This is a genomic window from Candidatus Flexifilum breve (assembly GCF_016713355.1).
This window is the reverse complement of the sequence record NZ_JADJPI010000035.1, coordinates 234,176-259,817: the sequence shown is the minus strand read 5'-3', so window position 1 is coordinate 259,817 and position 25,642 is coordinate 234,176. Positions and strand designations below refer to the sequence as shown.

Sequence of the window (25,642 nt, the reverse complement as noted above, 5' to 3'; positions counted from 1 at the left end):
GAGGAACAGCATGCAGGTACTCATACTTGATATCGGAAGTTCGTCCGTGCGGGCGATGATTTTTGACGAGCGCGGCACACTGGTACACAGCGCTCGGCGCACCTACAGCTTCGATGTGATTCCGGCTGGCGCGGCGACGATGGATGCAGAAGTGCTGCGCCAGCACGTGGAAGCGGCTATCGATGAGGTGCTGCCGTTTGCGGGGGAAATCTTCGCAGTGGGCATGGACACATTTGTCGGCAATGTGCTCGGCGTGGATGTTCGGGGGCGAGCGCTCACTCCGATTTACACCTATGCCGACACGCGCAGCGCCGACGATGTGCTCGCGCTGCGTCAGAAGATCGATGTGCGCGCCATGCATCAGCGCACGGGGACGGTGCAGCACACGGCGTATTTGCCCGCCCGGTTGCACTGGCTGCGGCGCACGGAGCCAGCACTGTTCGCGCAGGTGGCGCAGTGGATTGACGCCGGAAGCTACCTTTACCGCTGTTGGTTTCCTAGTGCTGTGGTCCCGATGAGCTATTCGGTCGCTTCCTGGAGTGGGATGCTCAACCGGGAGACGCTGACGTGGGATGCGCAGTGGCTGGACACGCTCGGACTGAACGCAGCGGTGCTGCCCGGACTATCCGACTACGATAGTCCGCTCAGCGGCACGGTGCGGTGGCCGCAGTTGGCAAACGTGCCGTTCTTCCTTGCGGTGGGGGATGGCGCGGCAGCTAACATTGGGACCGGCTGCACCGATCCATCGAAAATCGCGCTCACGCTTGGTACAACTGCGGCGTTGCGCATAGTCACAAGGGTCGCTCGGCCACGAGTGCCGTTTGGGCTGTGGAATTATCGCGTAAACCGGGTACAGCATCTGATTGGCGGGGCGACGAGTGAAGGTGGAAACATCTTCCAGTGGGCGCGTTCGACGCTCAAGCTCACAGAAGCAGACATGCAAGCGGTTGGCGAGCGTCCACCGGACGCGCATGGCCTCACGTTTCTGCCGCTGTTGGCGGGCGAGCGGAGTCCCGGCTGGTCGGCGCATGCGACCGGATCGGTGATTGGTCTGCGCCTCTCCACCACGCCGCTCGACGTACTCCAAGCGGCGCTGGAAGGCGTTGCCCTGCGTCTCGCCGCCATCGCCGATCAACTGGATGCCCCGGACGCCGCCGTCATTGGGAGCGGTGGGGCGCTCTCACCAACGTGGGCGCAGATGATTGCCAATACGCTCAACCGTACGGTGAGTGTGCTGGAATCCGAGAGCGCGATCACCGCGTGGGGGACGGCGGTGCTCGCGTTCGCTGCGCTCGGCGTGGATGCGCAGGCGGCGAGTCCGGCGCTCGGCGCGGTATACACGCCGCAGCCGGAGCACGCGCGAATCATGGCGGTGGCCCTAGCGCGCCAGCAGGATCTGTATGCTCGGCTGTATGCGCCCGTGTAGAAATCACGGAAATTTGCTATAGTTTTTAGCCTACAACTTGTGCTGACAAAGGACGCGCATGAAACCGTTGACGGTGCTATTCCTGTCGAGCTCGTATAAGGGCGATGTCCTGCTGCGGACGGTCAAAGAATTGGGCTGCCGCGTCATTCTCCTCACCGAAGAGTCGTTGGCCGACCAACCGTGGCCGCATGACGCCATTGATCACTTCATGACGACGCCGGATTTGCGCCGCTATCAGGACGTGATCAACACCATCACCTACATGTGCCGAGGCTGGCAGATCGATCATATCCTGCCGCTCGACGAATTCGAAGTCGAGCTGGTAGCGATGCTGCGCGAACATCTGCGCCTGCCGGGGATGGGCGTCACCGCGGTGCGCAACTTCCGTGACAAGCTGGTCATGCGCGAGAAAGCGCACAACGCCGGGGTGCGTGTGCCGGAATTTGTCCAAATCCTCAACTACGATCATCTGCGCGAGTACATGGAGCGCGTGCCCGCGCCGTGGGTGCTCAAACCGCGCACCGAAGCCGGGTCGATGGGCATTACCAAGCCGGAGAACAGCGAGCAGGTGTGGCGCACGCTCGATCAACTCGGTGATCGCCAGTCATACTATCTCCTCGAACACTTTGTCCCCGGCGATGTGTATCACGTCGACGCGTTGACCGTAAACAAGCGTGTTGTGTTTGCCAGCGTACAGAAGTATGGCAAGCCGCCGCTACAGGTCTATTCCGGCGGCGGCGTGTTCAGCAGTCGCATTCTGCCCCGCGAATCACTCGAGTCCCGCGAACTGATTCGCCTTAATGAAAAGGTCATCGTGGATACACTGGGCATGGCGAATGGGGTGACGCATGCTGAATTCATCCGGGCGCACGACAACGGCGAGTTCTATTTCCTCGAAGTCGCGGCGCGCGTGGGTGGGGCGTTCATCGCCGATATGCTCGAACACGCGACCGGATTCAACCCATGGCGCGAATGGGGGCGGTTGGAAATTGCCATGCTGCGCAACGAAACCTACGAGCCGCCGCGCATCCGTGACGATTACGGCGGCCTGCTCGTGACGCTGGCGCGTCAAGCGGAGCCCGATCTATCAGCCTACAATGCGCCAGAAGTGGTGTGGAAAGCCGATAAGCCGCACCACGCAGTGCTGGTCTTGCGGTCACCGGACGCCGGACGGATCGAAGCTTTGCTCGGCGACTACAGCGAACGCTTTGTGTACGATTTCAGCACCTCCGCGCCGCCGATGGATGCATCGCGTACCGGACAATCGGGTTAATCACACACACGGATTGAAGCAGAAACGTTATGCCCTTGTTCAGTGCCAATGTTCCCTACGCCGAAACCTTCCAACGGGGCGTGCTCTCGCTCCATGAGCGATTAGGCGCGTCGACACACTATACCGGACGCGGAGTCGTGATCGCTTTCATTGACTCCGGCTACTACATGCATCCCGACTTAGGCGACCGCATCCTCGTGCATGCGGACGCTTCGACCAATCACATTATCGAGCAGCATGAGGTCATGACGCCCGACGATCTCAGTTGGCACGGCCAGATGACCAGCGTCGTCGCCGCGGGCAGCGGCTGGGAATCGGGCGGGCGCTTCAAAGGTCTCGCCGCCGACAGCCGCCTCGTGCTCATCAAGATCACTAGTCCGCGCGGCTTGGTCAAAGAGAGCGACATTCTGCGTGGCCTGCGCTGGTTGATCGATACGCACGTCCATTATGGCGTCAAAGTGGTCAACCTCTCGGTCGGTGGCGACTTCGTCAGTTATGACCCCGAGCATCCCATCTACAAGGCGATTCGCAAGCTGGTGGACGCGGGGTCACGGTCATCGCGGCGGCGGGTAATCGCGGGCACGACTCGCTGGTGCCGCCCGCGAGTTCGCCCCACGCCATTACCGTGGGCGGGTACAACGACTCGAACACGACCGATCGCACGCAGTGGTCAGCGTATCACAACGACTATGGGACGGGCTATGATGGCAGTTCCAAGCCGGATGTGACCGCGCCCGCCGTGTGGATCGCCTCGCCGATTCTGCCCGGGTCAGGTGTGGCACGCGAAGCCTATTGGCTCGGTCCGCTGCTGCAATCGGAGAGCGAACGCGGCTTGAAACGGCTGCTGACGCGCGGCTATGCTGACTTGGGCTTGTCGCTCGAAGAAGCGCAGCATCCGGGCGAGCACTTGTACGCGCAGCTGCAGGCGCGCATCAATACCCACAAGCTGATTGATGGGAAGCATCAGCATGTCGATGGCACGTCGGTGTCGGCGGCGATTGTCACATCGCTGGTCGCGCAAATGCTCGAAGCGAATCCCCGGCTGACGCCGGCGGCCATCCACTCCATTTTGCTGCGCACAGCGGTGCCGCTTCCGGATGTCGGGCGGGCGCAGCAGGGTGCAGGTACGATCCATGCGGCTAACGCCGTTCTAGCAGCAGTCGAGGAGCAGATATGAATCGTGAATATCACCGCTGGTACAGCCCGTCGCTCAACCGCCACATGGATTTGCTCATTTTCGGGCATGCGGGTGCGCGGGCGCTTGTTTTCCCCACATCAATGGGCAAGTTCTACGAGTGGGAAGATCGCGGCATGATCAACGCGCTGCGCGAGCCAATCGAAAAGGGGTGGCTGCAGCTCTATTGTGTGGACAGCGTCGATACCGAGAGTTGGTACTGCTGGTGGGCGCACCCCGGCGGTCGGGCGTACCGGCATCACCAGTACTTCGAGTATTTGCACAATGAAGTGCTGCCGCTGATGAACCAGAAGAACAGCAACCCGTACCTGATCACGGCCGGGATGAGCTTCGGCGCGTTCCACGCCATGAGCTTCGGCCTCAAGTATCCGCACCGCGTAGATCGGATTCTGGCGATTGCCGGGTTGTACGACATTCGCCGCTTCACAGGCGGCTACAGCGATGACTACGTGTACTTCAATAACCCGATGCAGTTCATCGCCGGAGAGAATGATCCGGGGCGCCTCGCGGCGCTTCAGCATCAGAGATCATCATCCCGGTGGGCAACACCGATCCGCTCGTCCAGCACTCGCGCGATATGTCCGGGCTGCTCTGGAGCAAAGGCATCGGTAATGGGCTGCGGGAATGGGACGGTTGGTGTCACGACTGGCCGTACTGGTACCGCATGGTTCCCATGTATATGTTTGGCAATGCTTAAGAGATAGGGCGCACAGAAGTGCGCTCTGTTTTTTCTGGCAACACTGACAAGCAGACTGCACTACAATTACGCTATACTGGATTTTTCGTAAAATTTCTGAGGAACTCTCATGGCAAGCGAACCGCTCAAAATTGGATTGTTTGTAGGTCGGGAGTGGTCATGGCCCCCGGCTTTTCTGGACGAAGTGAATCGCCGCACGGCGGAGACCGGAGTAGTCGCCGAATATGTGCGCATCGGCGGCACGATGATCAATGAGCCGGTCGATTACCGTGTGATTGTGGATCGCATTTCCCATGAAGTTCCGTACTACCGCCTGTTCCTCAAGCATGCGGCGCTGCAAGGGGTGAAGGTCGTCAACGATCCATTCATGTGGACGGCGGATGACAAGTTCTTCGGGGCGGCGCTGGCCGAACGGGTCGGCATCGCGCAGCCGCGCACGGTCGCGCTGCCGAACAAAGAATATGTGCCGGGTATCGTCCACAATGAGAGCCTGCGCAACCTGCGTTATCCCATTGAATGGGAGGGGCTGGTGAACGCGGTCGGCGGGTTTCCGTGCATCCTTAAAGACGCGCACGGCGGTGGCTGGAAAGAAGTGTACGTGATCAAAGACATGGACGATTTATGGGACAAGTACAACCAGTCCGGCCTGCTGTCGATGATCCTGCAAGAGTACATAAAGTGGGATGATTACGCCCGCTGCATGGGCCTCGGTCAAAGCGATGTGCGCGTGATGCGCTACAACCCGAATGCGCGGTACTACAGCCCGGAGCATGGTTTCTCCCAGGATTTGTACGAGCGCCTGTACAACGATACGTTGACCATCTGCCGAACGTTCGGCTACGACATGAACACCTGTGAGTTCGCGATCAAAGATGGCGTGCCGTATGCTATCGACTTCATGAACCCCGCGCCGGATATGGATGTGAACTCGCTGGGGCGTGGGCATTTCGAGTGGATGGTCGTGCACATGGCCGATATGACTATTCGGTTAGCGCGGTCGAATGAGGGCACGCGGGATCGCTATACGTGGGGTGAACTGGTGAAGGCGCGTTCTGAGAAGGCGGTGTAGCCATGCTCGGCGACGCGGTAAGCTACTATCATGGGCTGCTGAACGATCAGATCGCTGCTGAGGCGGACGGAATCATGCGCTGGAAGTTCCGCCAACGTAACCTGTATTTCGGCGAGCGTCCGATCTGCACAGTGCTGCGCCCGTATTTCTACTTCGCTGATCAATGGCGCTATCTCAAGTATGAAACCCAGATTCTCCTGAGCGCTTTTCGCCGGGCGCATGAGGCGTGCCTGCACAGCGCCGATATGCGCGCGCAGCTCGCGCTCGAAGACTACGAAGAAACGCTCTTCAGCCTTGACTTTGGCGGTGCCGTGCCGTGGACAACCACGCGCCTCGATTCGTTTTTCCACGCCGACCGCGGCGAACTCCATTACGTCGAATACAATGCGGAAACCCCGGCGGGCATGGGCTACAACGACATTCTGGCCGATGTCTTCCTCGAACTAGATCCGATGAAGCGTTTTCAGGAGATGTACCACGTCGAGAACATGACGCTGGTCGGCGATCTCACGTCGGCGCTGGTAATGGCCTACCATGAATGGGGTGGGGTGGGTACGCCACAAAGTGGCATTGTCGACTGGCACGAGGTGCCGACGCTCAGTGAGCATGAGATCATCCGCGCCCATTTTGAAAAGGTTGGCATCAAAGCGATTCTGATTGATCCCCGTGAGCTGGAGTATCGCAGCGGCAAACTGTGGGCGTACGACTTCCGGATTGACCTCGTGTACAAGCGTGTGCTCTACAGCGAATTGGTCGAACGGATGGGGATGAACAATCCCATTCTCAACGCGGTGCGCGACCGCGCTGTGATGATCACCAATTCCCCGAGCGCCAAACTGATGGCGAAGAAGGCGAGCTTCGCATTTGTGAGCGATGAGCAGAACGCGCATCTGTTCAACTCGGAACAACTGCGCGCGATTCACGAACACATTCCGTGGACACGGCTGGTGCGCGAACGCAAGACGATGTATCAGGGCGAACAGGTTGACCTGCTGCCGTTCCTGGTGCAGAACCGCGAGCGCTTTGTGCTCAAGCCGAATGACGAATACGGCGGCAAAGGGGTGGTGCTCGGTTGGGAGACGCCATCCGAGGTCTGGGAGCAGGAACTCAAGCATGCCCTGTCCGCTCCGTTCGTAGTGCAGGAACGGGTGAACACGATTGTCCGTGACTTCCCCGCGCTGGTAAACGGCAAGCTGGATATCAGCCCGCGCTACGTCGACGCGAACCCATATGCCTTCAATGGGCGCACGGTGTATGGCTGCCTGACGCGGCTGTCCTCACTCTCACTGCTCAATGTGACGGCGGGCGGTGGCTCGGTCGTGCCGACCTTCCTCCTCTACAAGAAATAGACACCGCAGACCGGGGCGATCATGATCGCCCCATTTTAGCTCTAACTCACCATTTATTTGTATTGTAATTATGCTATATTGACTGCGGTGGTCTGATACATAGAAGGAAGCTACATGCCCTTACAGACTGGATGGAAGCCGAGACTCGGCGCGGTGCTCCTGGAAGGCGATGAGCAGCAGCGGTGCGAATTCACGGTTTGGGCGCCTGAAGCGCGGTCGGTTGACCTGCACCTGATCGGCGAGCCAGATCGCTACGTGTCGATGGCGCACGGCGACAAAGGGTACTTTCACGCGGTGGTGAACGGCATTACAGCGGGACAGCAATACCTGTACCGGCTGAATGGGGAGGGCGAGTACCCCGATCCGGCAGCGCGGGCCATGCCTGACGGCGTGCATGGTCCGTCAGCGGTAGTTGAGCGCGATTTCAATTGGTCAGAGTGGAGTGGTTTGCCCATTGACGACTATATCATCTATGAGCTGCACATTGGGACATTTTCGCCCGAAGGAACCTACCTCGGCGCAATCCCGCACCTCGATCACCTCGTCGAGTTAGGCGTGACCGCGGTAGAGCTCATGCCTGTCAATCAGTTCGCAGGGACGCGTGGTTGGAGCTACGATGGTGTGCTGCTGTTCGCGCCGCACAACACCTATGGGACGCCACACGACTTCAAAAGTCTGATCGATGCGTGCCATCAGCGCGGTCTCGCCGTGATTCTCGACGTGGTGTACAACCACTTCGGACCGGTGGGCAACACGATGCACAACTTCGGTCCGTATATGACTGACAAGTATCGCACGCCGTGGGGCGCGGGCATGAACTTCGACGACATGTACAGCGACGAGGTGCGCGCCTACTTCAGCGAGAACGCGCTCTACTGGATTCACGAGTTTCACCTCGATGCGCTGCGGCTCGATGCGACGCATTTTATGTATGATTTCTCCGCCGTTACGTTTATCGAAGACCTGATCGAGCAGGTCGGGCACTACTGCCAGAGCAGCGGTCGCCAGATCTATCTGATTGCCGAAAGCGACCAGAACCTCGCCGATCTGGTCATGCCGCTGGAACAGGGCGGCTTCGGCATGGATGTCCAGTGGAACGATGATTTCCATCACGCCCTGTTCGGCAATGTGGTCGGGGCAGAGTCGAGCTATCACGAAGACTTTGGCACGCTGCCGCAGATGGTGAAGGCGTACCGCGAAGGTTTTGTCAACACGGGGAACTACGTCCCATCGCGCAAGCGCAAACATGGCAGTTCATCGGCGCATGTGCCGGGCAACCGGTTCATCATCTTCTTCGACGATCACGATCAGATCGGCAATCACATGCCCGCAGATCGGCTCATCAAGTCACTGAGTTTTGAGCAGTACAAGCTGATGCTCGGCGCGGTGCTGCTCGCGCCGTATATCCCGATGCTGTGGATGGGCGATGAGTACGCGGAAACGGCCCCCTTCGAGTTCTTCGTCGACTTTGACGACGATGATCTCAAACAGGCGGTGCGCGAGGGACGGAAGGCGGCATTCGCGCATCTGATTCGAACCGATGTCGAAATCCCCGACCCCACTTCTGAGAAGGTATTCTTGGAATCCAAGCTCAACCTCGATCTCAAGCACACGGGCAAGCACCGTGTGATGTTCGAGTTCCACAAGCATATGATCGGGCTGCGCCGTTCGCTGCCGGCGCTGCGCGTCCCCGACAAAGATCGCACCGAAGTCATCGATTTTGAGCACAAGTTGCTGATCTACTTGCGCCGCTGGTCAGCCGATGCGAACAGTGAGGTCGCCGCGCTGCTGAATCTCGGCGCTGATCCGTGTGCCGCGCGCATGCCGCTGCCTGAAGGGCGGTGGCGCACGCTGATCGCTTCGGCGGACGCGCGCTGGGCGGAAACGTCTGACTTAAGCCAACCCGCGGCTGAGGACTTGCTCGAGTCGACAGGTGAGGTTGAAATCACGCTGCCCGGGTTCAGTTTCGTCGTCTACGCGCGCGCTGAGGAGCGATAAACATGGCTGAACTTCAGCGTCTCGTCGAGCAGACGGCCCAGGAATTGATTGCCAAGCGGCACATTCCTCGGGCAACCTATCGCGTGCAGTTCAATGCACAATTTACCTTCAAGGACGCGGAAGCACTGATCCCATATCTGCACGACCTCGGAATCAGCGATGTGTATGCCTCTCCGATTCTCAAGGCGTTTCCCGGCAGTAGCCACGGCTATGACATCTGCGATCACAGCCAGTTGAACCCGGAACTAGGCACGCGCGCGGATTTCGACCGCTTCAGCGCGGCACTGCAGGCGCGTGATATGTGGTTAATCGTGGATGTAGTGCCGAATCATATGGGCATCGCCGAGAACTGCAACGCATGGTGGAATGATGTGCTCGAAAACGGGCGAAGCTCCGCCTATGCCAACTACTTTGACATCGATTGGACGCCCGTCAAACCAGAGTTGGCGGGCAAGGTACTGATCCCGATTCTCGGCGATCAGTATGGTCAGGTGCTGGAAGCGGGACAGATTCAACTGGCGTATCAGGCAGGGGCATTCTGTCTGCGCTACGGTTCCCACGAATTGCCAGTTGCGCCGGGAACGTACAGCCTGATTCTCGAACCGCCTGCCGCCGCGCTGACCGCGCAGTTGGGCGCCACCGCCGAACCTGTCATCGAGCTGCAAAGTATTCTGACGGCGATCAATTACCTGCCCGGGCGATCCGAAGTTGATGCGGCGAAAATCACTGAGCGCATGCGCGAAAAAGAGGTGATTAAGCGCCGAATCGCCGCGCTCTACAGTACGACACCCGAGGTCCAAACCGCTTTCTCCGACACGATCAGTCGCCTGAATGGGGTGGTCGGCAATCCGCATAGTTTCGACCAACTGGACGATCTGGTCAGCGCACAGCCGTACCGCATGGCTTACTGGCGGGTGGCCGCCGAAGAGATCAATTACCGCCGCTTCTTCGACATCAACACGATGGCAGCCATTCGGGTGGAGCTGCCAGAAGTCTTCGATGATACGCACGCGCTGATCTTCGAGCTGATCGCCAAGGGGCAGGTTTCCGGTCTGCGCATCGATCACCCCGACGGGCTGTGGAATCCGCCGGAATACTTCCGACGGCTGCAAGAGCGCTATATCACTGAGATGGTGCTCCGCCAAGACTCCGCACTGGATCGCGCGGATGTGGAAACGGCGGTGAGCGCCTGGTTTGCTGCGTACCAAGCGGACCAGTCCGAGGTCCGCGACTACCCGCTGTATGTGGTCGTCGAGAAGATCCTGTCGGAGAAAGAGCCGCTGCCGCGCAATTGGGCGGTTTACGGTACGACCGGCTACGACTTCATGAACCTCGTCAATGGGGTGTTCGTGGACAGCCGCGCGGGAGCCGCGATGACTGAAATCTACGGAGGTTTTGCCGGAAGCACGCGACCCTTTGCCGATATGGAAGGTGACAGCAAACGCAAGATCATGCAAGAGGCGCTGTCGAGCGAGGTGAACTCGCTCGCACACCAATTGGAACGGTTGAGCGAGCAGAATCGGCATACGCGCGACTTCACGCTCAACGGCTTGCGCCATGCGCTGCGTGAAATCATGGCGTCGCTCTCGATCTATCGCACGTATATCAACACAGATGACGATGTCGCCGAGCGCGATCGCCACTTTTTGGATGAGGCAGTGCGTGACGCCAAACGACGTAATCCCGGGGTGTTCGCCAGTGTTTTTGATTTCATCCGCGACACGCTGCTGCTGCGCAACAGCGAGGAGTATGACGACGAGCTGGTGCGCTTTGTCATGCGTTTCCAACAGATCACCAGCCCGGTCATGGCCAAGAGCATCGAAGACACGCTGTTTTATGTTTACAACCGTCTCGTGTCGCTCAATGAAGTGGGCGGCAGTCCGGCGAACTATGGTTTGTCGTTGGAGGAATTCCATGCCCAGAACATCAAGCGCTGCAAGCTGTGGCGCTACGCCATGCTGTCAACGTCGACGCACGACACCAAGCGGAGCGCGGACGTTCGCGCGCGGCTGAACGTGCTTTCGGAAATCCCGCGCGAGTGGGAGCGCATGCTGGCGGAGTGGCGCGCGCTCAATGCTGATGACAAGATCGATGGGCTGCCGGATGCGAATGACGAGTATTTGCTGTATCAGTCGCTGATCGGCGCGTGGCCGCAGGCGCTGACCAGCGCTGACGACTGGCAAACCTTTTGTGAGCGGATGTGTGCGTACATGGCCAAGGCGACCAAAGAGGCGAAAGTTCACACCAGTTGGACGAACGCCGACGAGGCTTACGACGCCGCGCTCCGCGACTTTGTGGTCGCTGTACTGCGTGACGGCGAGGCGAGTCCATTTGTGCAGATGTTCTTACCGTTTCAGCGGCGCGTCGCCTATTTCGGGTGGTTCAACACGTTGAGTCAAGAACTGCTCAAGCTGACGTGCCCCGGTGTGCCGGATACCTATCGAGGAACGGAAAGCTGGGACTTCAGCCTGGTAGATCCCGACAATCGCCGCCCCGTCGACTATGACCGGTACCGAACGATACTCAATGAGGTCAAACAGCTTGGGGTGCCGAGCGCGGACTTGGTGCATGACGTGCGGATCAAGCTGTTCATTGTGCAGGCAGTACTCAACTTTCGCCGCGAACACCCCGGTTATTTCGGCGAATCCGATTACGAGCCAGTTGCCGCGGCGGGTGCAAAAGCGGACCATGTGATCGCCTTCCGCCGCATTTATCAGGGGAGGGGCATCCTCGTCATCGTGCCGCGTCTGCTCGTCGCTTTGACGGATGGACAGGAGCGCCCTCCGACTGGCGACGTGTGGGGCGATACACGCATCACGGTCGAAGGTGGTTCATACCGGAACGTATTTACGGGCGAGATGATCGACGGCGGACAGGTTGTGCTTTCGCAAGCCTTGCGGTATTTTCCAATCGGTTTATTTGAGCCGAGCTGACATGGAAGGTGCCGTATGCTGGCCGCACGGTTATACGCTCCCCGCGATATGCGAATCGATCAAGTCCCTATGCCGGAAGACCCCGAACCCGAACATGTGCTCATCCGCGTGACCGCGGTGGGCGTGTGCGGGTCGGACTTGCACACGTATCTGGACGGGCGGATTGGCGATACAGCGGTGCAGCAGCCGCTGACCCTTGGGCATGAATTTGGCGGGGTGATAGAACAGGTGGGGGCCAATGCGTTCGACGGTAACGGCGACCCACTGCGCGTCGGTCAACGCGTGGCCGTCGACCCCGCGACGCCCTGCTGGCGCTGTGAGATGTGCGAGCATGGGCATCCGAACTTGTGCCGACGTCTGCACTTTTGCGGCTTATTCCCGGATGATGGTTCACTCTGCGAGTACATGATCGTCGGGGCGCGTGAGTGCTACCCCGTGCCCGATGCCATCAGCGCTGTGGGCGCGGCCATGCTCGAACCCCTGGGCGTGGCGCTGCATGCTGTCGATCTCGGCAAAGTGAAAGTCACGAACAGTGTGGCGATCCTCGGATGTGGGCCGATTGGTCTGCTGATCGCCAAACTTATTGCGATGAGCGGCGCGCACCCGGTCTACGCATTTGACAAGTTCGCGTGGCGCGCGGAGAAGGCGAAAACGTGGGCCGGTGTGACTGAGGCGTGGACGATCGACGAGCATGACCCCGTCCGCACGATCAGTGAAGTGACGCACGGGCGCGGTGTCGACATTGTATTCGAGGCGGCGTGGGCCGATCACAGCATCGCGCAGGCGGCGGAAATAGCCCGCTTAGGCGGTCGCTTGGTGCTAGTCGGCATTCCGTCGGAAGATCAAGTGGTGATGAAGCATTCGACGGCGCGGCGTAAAGGCCTGACGATCATGATGTCCCGGCGCATGAAGCACGTCTACCCGCGCGTGATTCAACTTGCTACCCAGCAGAACGTTGACATTGATGGGTTGGTTTCGCATCGCTTCCCGCTCTCCCAAGCCGACAAGGCGTTCGCGCTGAACGTCGATTATCCCGAAGGCATTGTGAAGGTTATGATCACGCCGGACGGCAAGTAAGCGTTACTCCGGAAAGTCGATGAAGGCGGCAGGGATATCCTCAGCCAGATAATGATCCGTTTCAGGATGGTAGAACTGCACCCCGGATTGATGAGCGTCAGCGGCACGGACCGTCAGGATAATCGTTTGGCCGCCGTGCCGTGAGCCGACCTGCGTTGCCCGGTCAAACCGCGTCGTCAAATGGACATACTGACGAGCTTGTCGCTGCAGTCCATCAGCGCGAATAGCCGTCAGCGCGTGAGCCGATGTGCCATGATAGAGTAGGGGCGGTGGTTCAACTGGCTCATAGGTGATGGCACGCACGGCGCTGTGCCCGTACAGCGCCCGGATGCGCCCATCTGCCAGCTCAAAACGCTTTTTCCCCGTGGCATCACCGTCTACCACCTGCAGCAAGTCGCTGTATTGAAACCTCCCCGGATAGCGCTTCGTCACCTGTTTCCACACCGCATCAACGGCGACGAAGCCCTGCGCATCCAGTTCCAAACCAAATTGGTCTGCCTGATGACGCAAAAGCAGTGAAAGAAACTTTGACAGTTTGGTAAGGTCAGGCACGGGTCAGAACCTTTCACAAAAGTGTTATCTATGCCCATTATAGAAGGAAACCATTTTCATAGGCTCCACAAGTTGGTTATGACTATTGGACTGCCTTGGCAATACAGCATCTGCTAACATTAATGTTCACGTGTTTTCAGAAGGGATTTCGTCACTTGGATACTGTCGTCAAGCCCGCACCCCGCGCCAATATGCGCTGGCTGTGGCGCTATGTGATGAAGTACCGCGCGGCCGCCTACGGATCGATCATCACGGGCTTCATCGGTGGTTTGACCGCCGCATTGGAACCATATGTCATTGGTCTCATCATCGACCACGTCCGCTATGGTTTCACCCCGGCAGCCCAACCCGTCCCGCTCAATACGCTCTACGATTTCATCCGCGTGCAGACCGCGCCGGGGATGATCGTGCGCGATATCGCTATGCTGATCGGGTTCGCGATTATCACGGTGATCGCGTTCATTTTTCAGCGCAACTACAGCGGGACCATCGCCTATTCGGTGTTGTTCGATATCCGGCGTGACATTTTCGACAACCTGCTCACGCTGGAACAGGGTTTCTACCATCGCCATGCGCCGGGCGATCTCATCTCACGTATGTACAGCGACCTTGATACCGCATGGCGCCTGCTCGTCATGGGTTTCACCAGGTTTGGGAGCGCTTTTTTCACCCTGATCGCGACGTTTGTGCTGCTGGCGACGGTGAATTTGCCGCTGACGGTCATCGTGTTCGTCGTGTTGACGATTTCGACTGCCTTCCAGATGTACGCGGGCAAGAGCCTCGCGCCAGTGTACGAGAAGGTGCAGGATCAAGCGGGCGATTTATCGGCGTTGGTGCAGGACGCCTTCAGTGGCATCCAGACGATCAAGACGTTTGGGCGCGAGAGCGGAGTTAACCGCCGCTACGCTGAGGAAAACGCCGAGTACCGCCGCCGCTGGCTCTTTTTCAAGCGCCGCAACGAGCCGGTTGGCATGCTGCCCAACATGATCAGTCAATTGGCGGCGGGGGTGGTCGTGTTGTTCGGTGGTGTCCTCGCCCTGAACGGCCAACTCTCGCTCGGCAACTTCACACAGTTTCTACTGTATCTGGGCATGATCAGCAACGTGCTGCTCCAACTCGGCACGATTTACCAGCGCTACCAGCAGACGCGCGGCGCGCTCGTGCGCATTACCCCACTGCTCCAGCCTGCGACCATCTCCAGCACACCCGACGCGAAGTCGCTTCCAGAGGCGCGCGGTGAGATTGTGTTCGATCACGTCACGGTTCAGTTAGATGGAACGCGTGTCCTCGACGACGTGTCGCTGCACATCCCGGCGGGGCAGGTGACAGCGCTGGTCGGCGCGACCGGGAGCGGCAAGACGCTGCTGGTCAACCTGCTGGCACGGGTGCTCGATCCGACCTCCGGACGCGTGCTGGTCGATGGCGTGGATGTGCGCGCCTTAAAGCTCGACGAACTGCGCCAACACATCGCCTATGTGCCGCAGTCAACCTTCTTGTTCAGCACCACGTTGGCCGAAAACGTGCACATGAATCGACCGGGGGTGGGTGAGGAACAATTGCAGAAGGCCGTGACAATGTCGCGCCTCAGCAACGACCTCCCACAGCTGCCGCAAGGGATGCAAACACTGGTCGGCGAAAAGGGCGTGATGCTCTCCGGTGGGCAGAAGCAGCGTGTGGCGATTGCACGCGCCATTGTGCGCGACCCGGCGATCCTCGTGCTGGATGACGCTCTCTCCAGCGTGGATACGCGCACGGCTGCCGATATCCTCGCCGAGCTGCGACATGTGGTGGCGTCGCGTACGAGCCTGATCATTGCGCACCGTATCGCGACCGTGAAGGATGCCGATCACATTGTTGTCATGGCGGATGGGCGCATCGTCGAACAGGGCACGCATCATGCTTTGATTGCCAAGAACGGCGCGTATGCCCGGATGGTCGAGCGCGAGTTGAAGGACGACACTCAGACCGACGAGATAGAGGAGGTCAGCGCCCATGTCCGCAAGGCTTGAATCAGCCGCCGATACGATTAATGTCAAGATCAGCGACCGTTATCTGACCAGCATGATCGGGCGCTTCCTGCGTCCCTACTGGTTCCAGATTCTACTCGTGTTCGGCATGTTGATCGCGGTGGCGGGGCTGTCGCTGCTCATGCCGCTGCTGATTCAGCGCGCGGTCGATGGCCCGATCCGCAGCGGTGACTTATCGGGACTCATCCCGTATGGTGTCACTTACTTTGCGCTGATCTTCGTCATCTTCATCCTGCGCTTCGCGCACACGTACCTGCTGCAAACCATCGGGCAGAATGCGCTTGTGAACCTACGGCAAGAGTTGTTTGAGCACATCATGCGGCAGGATATGCGCTTTTTCAACACGACTCCTGTCGGACAGTTGGTGTCGCGCCTCTCTAATGACATCGACGCGCTGACCGAACTGCTTTCAACGAGCATCGTCGTGCTGGCGAGCAATATCGTGCAGTTGATTGGCATCGTCGTGGTGATGCTGGCGCTCAACTGGCGCTTGGCGCTGCTCAGTTTGCTGCTGCTGCCGATAATGACGTCGGTGACGGTCTACTACCGCAAGCGTATCCGCGCGCAGTCGACGCGTTTTCATCGGTTGGTCGGCGAATACCTCGCCTACATCAACGAGCAGTTCAACGGTATGCTCATCGTGCAGTTGTTCGGGCAGCAGGCGATCAGCCGCGAAGGGTTTCGCCGCCTGAATCAGGAGTATGTCGATATTCACAGCCGCTTTCGCGATTACTACACGGGTTATGCATCATGGTTGCAGATTTTGACCAGTGTTGGCCTAGCGATTGTGCTGTACGGCGGTGGTCAGGGAGTGTTGGCGGGTTGGGCGACACTCGGGACGCTGATCGCGTTCTTGGAGTACACACGCCGCACGTTTGAGCCGATCAACCAGCTTTCCGAGCAGATTGCCCAGATCCAGACGGCGTTTTCGGCGGGCGAACGCATCGCCAAGATGCTGCACGTCGCGCCGGAGATCACTGAGACGGCGCAGCCCCTCAAGCTGGACGAACGGCAGCGCCACAGCGTCACCTTTGACCACGTCAATTTCGGGTACGAGCGCGGTCACCTCGTGCTGCGTGACCTCGAATTGCATGTGCCTGCCGGACAACGCGTCGCGGTCGTCGGCGCGACGGGCGCGGGCAAGACGTCGCTGGCCGGGCTGTTGGCGCGTTTCTACGACGTGAACGAGGGCAGAGTACTGATCGATGGGGTAGATGTACGCGAAATTGGCTTACATGACCTGCGACAGTACGTGACGGTTGTGCCGCAGAATCCGTACTGTTTTGATGGGACGGTCGCGGATAACCTGCGCCTGTTTGACCCAACGGTCAGCGATGAGACGATGATCGCCGCGGCGAAGATGGCCTGCGCGCACAGATTCATCGAACGCCTGCCCGGCGGCTATGACTTCGAACTGCTGCCCGGTGGCGCCAATCTGTCGCAGGGGCAGAAGCAGCTGCTGGCACTGGCGCGCGCGCTGATTCACAACCCGAACAGCATCCTCGTACTCGACGAAGCGACCAGCAGCATCGATACGGAAACCGAGGCGATGATTCAGGAAGGGCTGGAGCGTGTGCTGCAAGGCCGCACCAGCGTGGTCATCGCGCACCGCCTGAGCACGATCCGTGAAGTCGACCGCATCCTCGTCATGAAGAACGGCCAACTCATCGAAGATGGCACGCATGCCGAACTGCTGGCGCTGGATGGTTTGTACGCGCAGTTGTACCGCCGCCAATTTCTTGAACTGGAATCGGCATAAACGCGGTATCATTGGCGCGCACAAGGGAGACAAGTTCGACATGCGAGTCATTGTTGAAGCAGAATATTTCGGCGCGGTGAAAGTCGTCCGCCCGGATGCATTTGAAGACCATCGAGGGTTTTTTCTGGAGGCGTACCGGCAAGACGAATTCGCCAAAGTGGGGCTGCCAACCAGCTTTGTGCAGGTGAATCACTCCGGTTCGGTCAAGAACGTGGTGCGCGGCTTACACTTCCAGTGGGAACCGCCGATGGGGAAGTTTATGCGGGTGATTCGCGGCGCGGCGATGATGGTCGCCGTGGATTTGCGTAAGGGATCGCCGACATTGGGGCGCTGGGCGTCGGTGGAAGCGTCAGCGGAGAATCGTTTGGCGATGTGGGCTCCGGCATCGTTTGCGCGCGGCTTTGCGGTGCGGTCGGATTTTGCGGAGATCGAGTATCTGTGTACCGGGACGTACTACGGCGCCAATGAGTCTGGCGTACTCTGGAATGATCCCGACATTGGCATCGATTGGGGCGTGGCCGAGCCTATTCTGTCCGACCGGGACACCCAAGCGCAGACGCTCAAAGCGTGGCTCGCGCGTCCCGAGTCGGATAACTTTAGCTATTCGCCGTAACCATTCGGGTGCTTGACGTGCCACTGCCACGCCGTTTCGATGATCTGCTTCAGCTCCGGAAAGCGCGGTTCCCAGCCCAGTTCTTGCTGAATCGTCGTGCTGTCCGCCACAAGCACGGCGAGATCACCGGCGCGGCGTGGCCCCATCTTCACCGGGATCGCGTGGCCCGTAATGGCGCGGGCGGTCTCCACCACTTCTTGGACTGAATAGCCGCGACCATTGCCAAGATTAAAGTAACGACTGCGTCCATCCGCGAGCGCCTCGAAGGCGAGGATATGCGCGGTTGCCAAATCATAGATGTGAACGTAATCGCGGACGGCGGTGCCGTCGTCGGTCGGGTAGTCATCGCCGAAAATCGTCACGAATTCGCGCTGACCGAGCGCAACTTGCAGCACAATCGGAATCAGATGGCTTTCCGGCTGATGATCTTCGCCGATGTGCCCATCCGGATGGGCACCGGCTGCGTTGAAATAGCGCAGGCAGCAGTATTTCAAGCCGTAGATTTGATCCATCCAGTAGAGCAGTCGCTCGATCATGGCTTTGCTTTCGCCATAGGGGCTGCCCGGCTGGACGCGCTCGGTCTCTTTGATTGGCATGGTCTCCGGCTTGTCGAACAGCGCTGCTGTCGACGACAGGATGAAGCGCTTCACACCGTGTTCCGCCGCTGCTTCGAGCAAGTTCGCCGCGGCGAGATAATTATCGCGCAGGTATTTAAACGGCTTGACCATGCTTTCCGGCACGACGATGTACGAGGCGAAGTGGAAAATGCCGTCGAACTGGTGGTCCTTGAAGAGCTGCTGCACTTTCGGCTGATCCAGCAGGTCGCCTTCCACAAACGTCGCTTGCGGGTGGATAGCACTGCGATGCCCGGTGACCAGACTGTCGTAAATGACAACCTCGTAGCCCCCGCGAATGAGCATGTCCACCATGTGACTACCGATATAGCCCGCGCCGCCCGTGACCAAAACTTTCATTGAGTTACCCTTTATCTGCGCTGAAACAAAACGTTCTAAGCATAGCCATCTAGTTCACCGGGCACAAGTGAACATTAGAACCGTTTGAGCGCCTCGTCGACCGTGTCGGTCATCTGAAAGACCTGATCGAACTTGGTCATGATAAGGATGCGCTTGGCGTTTTCCTCCGTCGGGGAGACGAGCTTGACATCGCCACCGCCCTGACGCGCGCGCTTGAGCAGGTTGACGAGGGCAGCCATGCCCGCGCTGTCAAGGAATGTGACACGGCGTAAATCGAGCACGAAGTTGCTGACGCCATCTTCAAGCTGCTTATACAACCGGTCGCGCAGTTCCGGCACTCCAAAGGCGTCAATGCGGCCATCAATGGTAACGATCGAGATTCGGGTTACGCGCTCAGTGATCAGAATGTTCATTGGATCAACTCCGTGCAGAAGAATTGCGGTATGATTCATAATCATAGCGCAGCAAGCCAAAAAACGAACGAAAAGTATTGGTTTGACTTTGGATGGAATGAAATTTGCTGTAATTAAGCGGCAGCCCAGTACACTATGAGGCGGTTTCCGGCGAGGTGAGGCGATGTATCAGGTACGGGATTGGTTATGGATTGGTAAATATACGGAGACGCTGCTGCCTGATGTCCTAAGCCAACACGGAATCACGGCGATGCTGCAGCTCGCCGCGCCGGTGGTGCAGCCCGGCGTTGAATCGCTGTATCTGATCGTCGAGGACGGCGTGCCGCTGCATCCGGTCGTATTGGAACGCGGCATCAAGTTTGCGCGCGCGCAGAAGGCGCAGGGGCATCAACTACTGGTTGCGTGCGGTGCTGGCATCAGTCGATCCAGTACTTTTGCGACGGCGGTGCTCAAAGAAGAGGAAAACCTCACGCTGCTCAGCGCTTTCGAGCAGATTCATCTCGCTCACCCGTATGCCATGCCGCACCCAGAGCTCTGGAAATCGTTGTGCACCTATTATGGTGAAGACACCCCATTCCTGACGGTGTGGCGGCGCTTTCGCACCATCACAGGTGAGTAGACGCACGGCGCAACCAGCGCTGCGGGACACGACGCTCGTGCTTTACGCCACCCGACCATGAGCGATAGTGTGAGGTCTGGTCGGTTTCCCCTTAAATGTCCGAATAGCCATCCGACAAAAGGCGGAGTTTTCGCTCAGGCGAAATTCTCAACCAGATTCGTACCTTAGCTGGCAGTATTCTATGTCGAGATGCAGTTTAATCTATGACATCTGTCAGTTGCGATTCGGTAGGGTCGTATTGATCAAATCTGTGAAGAAATCCACTCTGTAATTACGTGTGCCGAGTGATTTGCATATAATGCCTAGTGGAGCACGCGTTACGTAACACATCTTAACGGAACACTCAAATCAACATCCAGGAGTAGGTGATGTCTAAAAAGGTTCTCGTCGTACTTTCCGAATGGGGTTACTGGGGTGAGGAACTCGTTGGTCCCCTCGAGTCTCTCGACGCCAAGGGGTATGAAACAGTCTTCATGACCTCAAAAGGCAAGCGTGCGCACGCGCTCCCGCCGAGCATGGAACCGGGATATTTTGACCCGCCGCTCAAAAAGGTGGTGACGGACGAGTACTATGCTCAGAAGACTCGCGCAATTGATCAGTCGACTCGCCTCGACAACCCGATCAATCTGTCGACATGGTTCCCGGAACGTCCCTACTTCAATGATGCGAATTTCGGTCACGCGCTCGAAGCGTACTACACCGAACGTGATGCCAAGTGGGAAGAACTGAAGCAGTACGACGCGCTGCTGATGGTTGGTGGCAGTGGTCCGCTGATCGACATGGTCAACAATCAGCGCCTGCACGACGTGATTCTCGGTTTCGTCGCGCTGGATAAGCTGGTGGTCGCGGAATGCTACGCCGTGACGTGCCTCGCCTTCGCCCGTGAATGGACGGATCGCAAGAGCATCATCGCCGGCAAGCATGTTACCGGTCATGCACTGGAATATGATTATAAGGATGGCACGGGCTTCCTTGGCACCGACCTCAACATGGGGCCGCCGCCGTACCCGCTCGAATTCATCCTGCGCGATGCGACGCAGCCCGGTGGTCAATACCACGGTGGCGTTGGCCGCACCCGCTCCACCATTCTGGATTTCCCCTTCCTGACGGGCCGTTCCACGCAAGATTCGCACCTCGTGGGCGAACTGATGGTCGAAGTGCTCGAAAACGGGCTGCGCCGCTACGGTTGGTAATACAGCCTACCCGGCTGACTCAGGTCAGCCGGGTAGCATATGAGGAGTGTGGCTGATGCCAGTTAGAACTGGGCGCTTTGCGGTCATTGAGCAATTTCTTGCTGATGGCATGAATGTGATGTTCGGCAACCCGGGGACAGTGGAGCAGGGCTTCCTCGACTCGCTGGAACAGTACCCCGATTTTAAGTACATCATGGGGCTGCAGGAAACGATTGCCGTCGCCATGGGCGATGGTTATGCACGTGTCACCAAGAAACCGACGCTCGTGCAGCTGCACAGTGGGGTGGGCTTGGGGAACGGTATCGGCATGATGTATCAGGCGATGCGCGGCCATGCACCGCTGGTCGTGATTGCTGGCGAAAGCGGCATCCGTTACGACGCGATGGACGCACAAATGGCGGCGGATCTGGTCTCGATGGCCAAGCCGGTGACCAAGTGGTCGACGCGCGTGGTCGACCCGAACTCGGTGCTGCGTGTGCTGCGCCGCGCGGTCAAAATCGCGATGACGCCCCCAATGGGGCCGGTTTTCGTGTGTCTGCCCGCGGATATCCTCGACGCGCCGAACAATGAGCCGGTCTTCCCGACCCCGCTGCTCGATACCCGCGTGGCGCCGACGACCGAACAGGTCGCGAAAGCGGCGTCGATGCTGGCCGGTGCGCAGCATCCGATCATTATCATGGGCGACGGGATTGCCTTCTCGCACGCTCAGGCTGAACTCCAGCGCGTCGCGGAACTGCTGGGCGCGGAAGTCTGGGGTGCGGACTCATCCGAAGTCAACATGAGCTATACGCATCCGCTGTTTAAAGGGATGACGGGGCACATGTTCGGCGCAGCGAGCGCCAAAGCGTCGCAAAAAGCTGACGCGGTGCTCGTCGTCGGCACGTATGTCTTCCCCGAAGTGTTCCCGTATCTCGACCCTGCCCAAGTGTTTGCTCCGAATGCCAAAATCGTCCACATCGACCTGAACGCCTACGAAATCGCCAAGAATTTCGCGGTAGATCTCGGTCTGGTGAGCGATCCCAAGCTGACGCTGGGGGCGCTGGCGACGGCGTTAGAAGGCGTTCTGAGCGAGAGCGACCTGCGGGCGGCGCGGGAACGGTTAGAAGCGAGTCAGGCGGCCAACGAAGCCGCGCACAAAGCGGCGGTCGACAAAGACGCGTCGCTGCGGACAGCCACGCCGATGCGCGCCTCGGCGTTCATGGAAGAACTGTCCAAGCATGTCCCCGACGATGTGATCATCTTCGACGAAGCCCTGACCTCGTCGCCATACGTGACGCGCTATATGCCGCCGCATCTGCCGGATCACTTCTTCCAGACACGCGGCGGGTCGCTGGGCGTTGGTATTCCCGGCGCGCTTGGTCTCAAGCTGGCCCGTCCGGACAAGACGGTGATTGGCTTCACGGGCGATGGTGGCAGCATGTACACCATTCAGGCGCTGTGGACGGCTGCGCATTACAAGATCGGCGCGAAATTCGTCATCTGCAATAACCAGAGCTATCGCCTGCTGAAGGATAACATTCTGCAGTATTGGCGCGAACAGGTTGGCGATCCAGTGCACGAGTTCCCGTCCGGTTTTGACCTGAAAGATCCGGTTATCGACTTCGCGACGCTGGCGCGCTCGATAGGTGTGCCGAGTGTGTGCGTGGATCGTCCGGAGAATGTGGGTGCGGCCGTCAAGCAGATGTTAGAAACACCGGGACCGTTCCTTGTCGACATGGTCATCACCAACGAAGTCCCCGGCTTGTAATTCGAATCAGAAAAGGAAGAAGAAGTCATGACGCAAGCTGCCGTTAGTGCACAGTTGAACGAAGCGGAAGTCCGCGCGATGGTACTCGATTGGTACGAAAAACTGGATGTGCACGCGCCGATGGTCGATATCCTGCCGCTGCTCGTGCCGGATAACCTGTATATGAAGTTCCCGGAAGTCACGTTTACGTCGCTGCAGGGCTTTGAAGGCTGGTATCAGCGCGTGATTCGCACCTTCTTCGACGAAGTGCACACGATGAAGGAACTGAACGTCAAAATCAGCGCCGATGGCGCGAAGGCCGACATCAACCTCGTCGTCCACTGGGAAGCCAGCGTGTGGACGCCCGGCGATCGCTTCAGCAAGCGCATCAAGATGGATGCGGTACAGTCGTGGATCGTGGTGCCGTCGCCCGTGACCGGTAAGCCCGCTGTACAGTCGTACAGCGTGGACGACCTGATCTTCGAGCCCGACAGCGCGAAGCTCTAACTCAGGTGACTCACAGCCGGAAGGCTGAGTTGAACACGGTTTAATTTGTCAGGTTTTAATCTACGCAACGGAGACTGAAAAATGGCGAACACTGATCTCGTTCTCAAAATGTATGATCTATTCGGCAAAGGCGACATGGAAGGCATCAAGCGCGATGTTTTCCACCCCAACATGAGCTGGACCATGCCCGGCCACCATCCGCTGTCTGGCCGTATGGAAGGCGTTGATTCGGTTATCGCGTTCTTCGGTGCGCTGTTCCAGGCGGGCATCCGTGTGGATAACATTCACTTCGGTGAACTGGACGACGGAACGGTCGTCGAGAAGCACACCGGTCACGGCCAGATTGGCAGCGAAGAGTTCATCTTCCCGACTTGCACCAGCTATGGCATCAAGGACGGCAAGATTTTCGAAGTGCGCGTGCACACGGGCGACCAGCACACGGTTGACCGTTATATGTGGACTGTGTTCAAGCTCAAGGGTATTCCTGCTCGCCTCGCCGAGTAGTTCGTCATCCAAACAGAGAAGGTGACTTCATGGCAAAAGTAACTCCCGAGATGGTGCAGGCGGCCTATGGCGCGCTGGGCACGCTCAATCGGCAGGAAATGCTCAAGTACTGGCACGAAGATATGGTGTGGCAGGTTCCCGGCCACAACCCGCTCTCCGGTTGGTACCACGGGATCGACGCTTTCATCGGTTTCATGACGCGCGTCGGCGAACTGTCCGGCGGCAGCTTCCACATGAAGCTGATCACCGTGATGACCAATGACGAATTCTCGTGCGATGTGACCAATAACCAGGGCACGCGCGCGGGCAACACCGACATCAAGTTGAACATTGATGTTGCACACGTGCTGCACTGGAAAGACGGTCGCGTGCTCGCCGGTAAAGGCGGGATCTTCGGCGACGGCACGGATCAGTACGATCACTTCTGGTCGGCGCGCGTTTAGGTTGGCTAAAAGAGGGCTGATGCTGCACACGCAGCATCAGCCCCATTCTTACTTAAACCTTCTTACGAGTGCTCGAAAAGCAATCTTGCCATAGGGAGCGGAAAATGCCAGTTATCACAATTCGGTTTATCAAGGATGTTGTTGCTACTCCCGAACAGAAGCGGGAACTGATCATCAAGATGACGGACACGTTCGTCAGCGTGTTGGGTGACGTGGTTCGCCCATTCACTTACTGCATTATTGAAGAAACCCCCGTGGGTGAGTGGGGGATTGCGGGCGTACCGATGCCGGATCTGGAATATCTGATCGGCGATGAACACGCTCAGGTCATTGCGAAGTCGAACGACATCATGCGCTACAACATCAACCTGATGAAGGAAGCGCAGCAGAAGGGTGAACAGCACCCGGAGGCGAAGGCGGGCTTCAAGCCGCACAGCGATGCGGAAGCGGACGCCATGTGGCGCGTCGGCACGAGCATTGACCACGAAGCGTATTTCTTTGAATGGTTCGAAGAACTGTGGAACAAGAAGAATTACGATTTTGCGTTTAAGCGTGTTTCTCCGAACTTCACGGCGCACGGCGCTGGTGGTCAGGAGATCAAGCAAGGTCCCGATGGTGTGTCGGCCATGGTGCGGGAGTGGCACAAGGCCTTCCCGGACGCACATATGACGATGGACGAAGTGATCACCGAAGGTGAGCTTTCGACCATTCGCATGACCTTCACCGGTACACACACCGGCGAATTCTACGGTATTAAGCCCTCGGGCAAGAAGATCAAGGTGACCTCCATCGGCATCGACCGCGTGGTCGACGGCATGATCACCGAAGGTTGGGGCGAACTTGACATGTTCGGCATGATGCAGCAGATGGGTGTGATCCCCAGCCCCGGTTCGTAATTGAGTCTTGAGTCAGCGCATACGCTAAACGAGGAACGAAAATGCCAGTTATCACCATTCGCTTTATCAAAGATGTTGTCGCCACGCCCGAGCAGAAGCGCGAGCTCATCGTCAAAATGACAGACACGTTCGTCGGCGTGCTGGGCGACGTGGTTCGTCCGTTCACCTACTGCATCATCGAGGAGACTCCGGTTGGTGAATGGGGCATCGCTGGTGTTCCGATGCCGGATCTCGAATATCTGGTGGGTGAGCAGCACGCCCAAGTGATCGAGAAATCCAACTCGATGATGCGCGGGGCTATCGCCCAGATGAAGGCATCCGCCGCCGAGCAGGAAGCCGCGAAAGCTGCCGAACTGGAAAAGCGGGCGGATGATATGTGGCGCGGCAGCTCTCTGTAGC

At 58.5% G+C, this 25,642-nt stretch carries 22 protein-coding genes and 1 pseudogene; 20 read left to right on the top strand and 3 right to left on the bottom strand.

The features are described from left to right. Positions 1-10 precede the first annotated feature (10 nt). The 9 genes and pseudogenes from IPK17_RS24095 to IPK17_RS24050 all read left to right on the top strand — a co-directional run bounded on the left by IPK17_RS24095 (position 11) and on the right by IPK17_RS24050 (position 13,017). The gene (locus IPK17_RS24095) at positions 11-1,426 is read left to right on the top strand and encodes a gluconokinase (protein WP_343420246.1); all 1,416 of its coding nucleotides are present in this window, start codon (positions 11-13) and stop codon (positions 1,424-1,426) included. Between the two features lie 58 nt (positions 1,427-1,484). Continuing rightward, positions 1,485-2,699, top strand: coding sequence for an ATP-grasp domain-containing protein (locus IPK17_RS24090; RefSeq protein ID WP_343420245.1), 1,215 nt, complete (start codon positions 1,485-1,487; stop codon positions 2,697-2,699). Between the two features lie 29 nt (positions 2,700-2,728). Beyond that, positions 2,729-3,876 (top strand): annotated as a pseudogene (locus IPK17_RS41120) (S8 family serine peptidase). Next, complete coding sequence (locus IPK17_RS24075) at positions 3,873-4,598, top strand: esterase family protein (RefSeq protein WP_343420243.1); 726 nt, start codon at positions 3,873-3,875, stop codon at positions 4,596-4,598. The pseudogene IPK17_RS41120 and the gene IPK17_RS24075 overlap by 4 nt, the downstream one beginning before the upstream one ends. Positions 4,599-4,700: 102 nt before the next feature. Then, a complete protein-coding gene (locus tag IPK17_RS24070) occupies positions 4,701-5,660 on the top strand; it encodes an ATP-grasp domain-containing protein (RefSeq protein WP_343420242.1) in 960 nt (319 codons plus the stop codon). Positions 5,661-5,662: 2 nt separating this feature from the next. Then, complete coding sequence (locus IPK17_RS24065) at positions 5,663-7,009, top strand: ATP-grasp domain-containing protein (RefSeq protein WP_343420241.1); 1,347 nt, start codon at positions 5,663-5,665, stop codon at positions 7,007-7,009. Positions 7,010-7,123: 114 nt separating this feature from the next. Further along, positions 7,124-9,007 (top strand): malto-oligosyltrehalose trehalohydrolase, encoded by a 1,884-nt coding sequence (gene treZ / locus IPK17_RS24060; RefSeq protein WP_343420240.1) that lies wholly within the window; start codon positions 7,124-7,126, stop codon positions 9,005-9,007. A 2-nt stretch (positions 9,008-9,009) separates the two neighbouring features. Then, a complete protein-coding gene (gene treY, locus IPK17_RS24055) occupies positions 9,010-11,940 on the top strand; it encodes a malto-oligosyltrehalose synthase (RefSeq protein WP_343420239.1) in 2,931 nt (976 codons plus the stop codon). A 15-nt stretch (positions 11,941-11,955) separates the two neighbouring features. After that, on the top strand, positions 11,956-13,017 hold the full coding sequence (locus IPK17_RS24050) for a zinc-dependent alcohol dehydrogenase (RefSeq protein ID WP_343420238.1): 1,062 nt from the start codon (positions 11,956-11,958) through the stop codon (positions 13,015-13,017). A 3-nt stretch (positions 13,018-13,020) separates the two neighbouring features. On the opposite strand, the gene IPK17_RS24045 is transcribed toward IPK17_RS24050, so the two are convergent. Further along, entirely contained in the window at positions 13,021-13,569 is a 549-nt protein-coding gene (locus IPK17_RS24045) for an RNA 2'-phosphotransferase (RefSeq protein WP_343420237.1), read from the bottom strand. 155 nt (positions 13,570-13,724) lie between these two features. On the opposite strand from IPK17_RS24045, the gene IPK17_RS24040 reads away from it, so the two are divergent. Genes IPK17_RS24040 through rfbC form a run of 3 tightly spaced genes read left to right on the top strand, consistent with a single transcriptional unit; the run spans position 13,725 to position 17,968 of the window. Then, on the top strand, positions 13,725-15,578 hold the full coding sequence (locus tag IPK17_RS24040) for an ABC transporter ATP-binding protein (RefSeq protein ID WP_343420236.1): 1,854 nt from the start codon (positions 13,725-13,727) through the stop codon (positions 15,576-15,578). Then, on the top strand, positions 15,562-17,355 hold the full coding sequence (locus IPK17_RS24035; RefSeq protein WP_343420235.1) for an ABC transporter ATP-binding protein: 1,794 nt from the start codon (positions 15,562-15,564) through the stop codon (positions 17,353-17,355). The genes IPK17_RS24040 and IPK17_RS24035 overlap by 17 nt, the downstream gene beginning before the upstream one ends. A 40-nt stretch (positions 17,356-17,395) precedes the next feature. Then, the gene (gene rfbC / locus IPK17_RS24030) at positions 17,396-17,968 is read left to right on the top strand and encodes a dTDP-4-dehydrorhamnose 3,5-epimerase (RefSeq protein ID WP_343420234.1); all 573 of its coding nucleotides are present in this window, start codon (positions 17,396-17,398) and stop codon (positions 17,966-17,968) included. Here the strand turns inward: rfbC and galE are convergent. Both galE and IPK17_RS24020 read right to left on the bottom strand, forming a co-directional pair. Next, the gene (gene galE, locus IPK17_RS24025; RefSeq protein WP_343420233.1) at positions 17,956-18,942 is read right to left on the bottom strand and encodes a UDP-glucose 4-epimerase GalE; all 987 of its coding nucleotides are present in this window, start codon (positions 18,940-18,942) and stop codon (positions 17,956-17,958) included. The genes rfbC and galE overlap by 13 nt on opposite strands. Positions 18,943-19,016: 74 nt before the next feature. After that, positions 19,017-19,355 carry an STAS domain-containing protein gene (locus tag IPK17_RS24020; RefSeq protein ID WP_343420232.1) on the bottom strand — a complete coding sequence of 113 codons (339 nt, stop codon included), beginning with the start codon at positions 19,353-19,355 and terminating at the stop codon, positions 19,017-19,019. Between the two features lie 163 nt (positions 19,356-19,518). Between IPK17_RS24020 and IPK17_RS24015 the strand changes: the two genes are divergently transcribed. From IPK17_RS24015 to IPK17_RS23980, 8 genes are all read left to right on the top strand, one after another. Next, entirely contained in the window at positions 19,519-19,974 is a 456-nt protein-coding gene (locus IPK17_RS24015; protein ID WP_343420231.1) for a dual specificity protein phosphatase family protein, read from the top strand. Positions 19,975-20,342: 368 nt separating this feature from the next. Further along, complete coding sequence (locus IPK17_RS24010) at positions 20,343-21,167, top strand: type 1 glutamine amidotransferase domain-containing protein (protein ID WP_343420230.1); 825 nt, start codon at positions 20,343-20,345, stop codon at positions 21,165-21,167. Between the two features lie 55 nt (positions 21,168-21,222). Beyond that, the gene (locus tag IPK17_RS24005; RefSeq protein ID WP_343420229.1) at positions 21,223-22,914 is read left to right on the top strand and encodes a thiamine pyrophosphate-binding protein; all 1,692 of its coding nucleotides are present in this window, start codon (positions 21,223-21,225) and stop codon (positions 22,912-22,914) included. A 27-nt stretch (positions 22,915-22,941) separates the two neighbouring features. Beyond that, the gene (locus tag IPK17_RS24000) at positions 22,942-23,400 is read left to right on the top strand and encodes a hypothetical protein (RefSeq protein ID WP_343420228.1); all 459 of its coding nucleotides are present in this window, start codon (positions 22,942-22,944) and stop codon (positions 23,398-23,400) included. Positions 23,401-23,481: 81 nt separating this feature from the next. After that, positions 23,482-23,904, top strand: a complete 423-nt coding sequence (locus tag IPK17_RS23995; RefSeq protein ID WP_343420227.1) for a nuclear transport factor 2 family protein — start codon at positions 23,482-23,484, stop codon at positions 23,902-23,904. 29 nt (positions 23,905-23,933) lie between these two features. Next, positions 23,934-24,347: a nuclear transport factor 2 family protein gene (locus IPK17_RS23990; RefSeq protein WP_343420226.1), complete on the top strand. Its 414-nt coding sequence runs from the start codon at positions 23,934-23,936 to the stop codon at positions 24,345-24,347. Between the two features lie 104 nt (positions 24,348-24,451). Beyond that, positions 24,452-25,243 carry an ester cyclase gene (locus tag IPK17_RS23985; protein ID WP_343420225.1) on the top strand — a complete coding sequence of 264 codons (792 nt, stop codon included), beginning with the start codon at positions 24,452-24,454 and terminating at the stop codon, positions 25,241-25,243. A gap of 41 nt (positions 25,244-25,284) precedes the next feature. Next, entirely contained in the window at positions 25,285-25,641 is a 357-nt protein-coding gene (locus tag IPK17_RS23980; protein ID WP_343420224.1) for a tautomerase family protein, read from the top strand. The last annotated feature ends 1 nt before the right edge of the window (position 25,642 follow it).

Excerpts from the sequence above, each read along its gene's own strand:
- IPK17_RS24000 (WP_343420228.1), top strand. The coding sequence starts at position 22,942 with ATGACGCAAGCTGCCGTTAGTGCACAGTTGAACGAAGCGGAAGTCCGC.
- IPK17_RS24050 (WP_343420238.1), top strand. The coding sequence starts at position 11,956 with ATGCTGGCCGCACGGTTATACGCTCCCCGCGATATGCGAATCGATCAA.
- IPK17_RS24010 (WP_343420230.1), top strand. The coding sequence starts at position 20,343 with ATGTCTAAAAAGGTTCTCGTCGTACTTTCCGAATGGGGTTACTGGGGT.
- IPK17_RS24090 (WP_343420245.1), top strand. The coding sequence starts at position 1,485 with ATGAAACCGTTGACGGTGCTATTCCTGTCGAGCTCGTATAAGGGCGAT.
- IPK17_RS23985 (WP_343420225.1), top strand. The coding sequence starts at position 24,452 with ATGCCAGTTATCACAATTCGGTTTATCAAGGATGTTGTTGCTACTCCC.
- treZ (WP_343420240.1), top strand. The coding sequence starts at position 7,124 with ATGCCCTTACAGACTGGATGGAAGCCGAGACTCGGCGCGGTGCTCCTG.
- IPK17_RS23980 (WP_343420224.1), top strand. The coding sequence starts at position 25,285 with ATGCCAGTTATCACCATTCGCTTTATCAAAGATGTTGTCGCCACGCCC.
- IPK17_RS23990 (WP_343420226.1), top strand. The coding sequence starts at position 23,934 with ATGGCAAAAGTAACTCCCGAGATGGTGCAGGCGGCCTATGGCGCGCTG.
- IPK17_RS24070 (WP_343420242.1), top strand. The coding sequence starts at position 4,701 with ATGGCAAGCGAACCGCTCAAAATTGGATTGTTTGTAGGTCGGGAGTGG.
- IPK17_RS24005 (WP_343420229.1), top strand. The coding sequence starts at position 21,223 with ATGCCAGTTAGAACTGGGCGCTTTGCGGTCATTGAGCAATTTCTTGCT.
- IPK17_RS24075 (WP_343420243.1), top strand. The coding sequence starts at position 3,873 with ATGAATCGTGAATATCACCGCTGGTACAGCCCGTCGCTCAACCGCCAC.
- IPK17_RS24035 (WP_343420235.1), top strand. The coding sequence starts at position 15,562 with ATGTCCGCAAGGCTTGAATCAGCCGCCGATACGATTAATGTCAAGATC.
- IPK17_RS24065 (WP_343420241.1), top strand. The coding sequence starts at position 5,663 with ATGCTCGGCGACGCGGTAAGCTACTATCATGGGCTGCTGAACGATCAG.
- treY (WP_343420239.1), top strand. The coding sequence starts at position 9,010 with ATGGCTGAACTTCAGCGTCTCGTCGAGCAGACGGCCCAGGAATTGATT.
- galE (WP_343420233.1), bottom strand. The coding sequence starts at position 18,942 with ATGAAAGTTTTGGTCACGGGCGGCGCGGGCTATATCGGTAGTCACATG.
- IPK17_RS24015 (WP_343420231.1), top strand. The coding sequence starts at position 19,519 with ATGTATCAGGTACGGGATTGGTTATGGATTGGTAAATATACGGAGACG.
- rfbC (WP_343420234.1), top strand. The coding sequence starts at position 17,396 with ATGCGAGTCATTGTTGAAGCAGAATATTTCGGCGCGGTGAAAGTCGTC.
- IPK17_RS24020 (WP_343420232.1), bottom strand. The coding sequence starts at position 19,355 with ATGAACATTCTGATCACTGAGCGCGTAACCCGAATCTCGATCGTTACC.
- IPK17_RS24095 (WP_343420246.1), top strand. The coding sequence starts at position 11 with ATGCAGGTACTCATACTTGATATCGGAAGTTCGTCCGTGCGGGCGATG.
- IPK17_RS23995 (WP_343420227.1), top strand. The coding sequence starts at position 23,482 with ATGGCGAACACTGATCTCGTTCTCAAAATGTATGATCTATTCGGCAAA.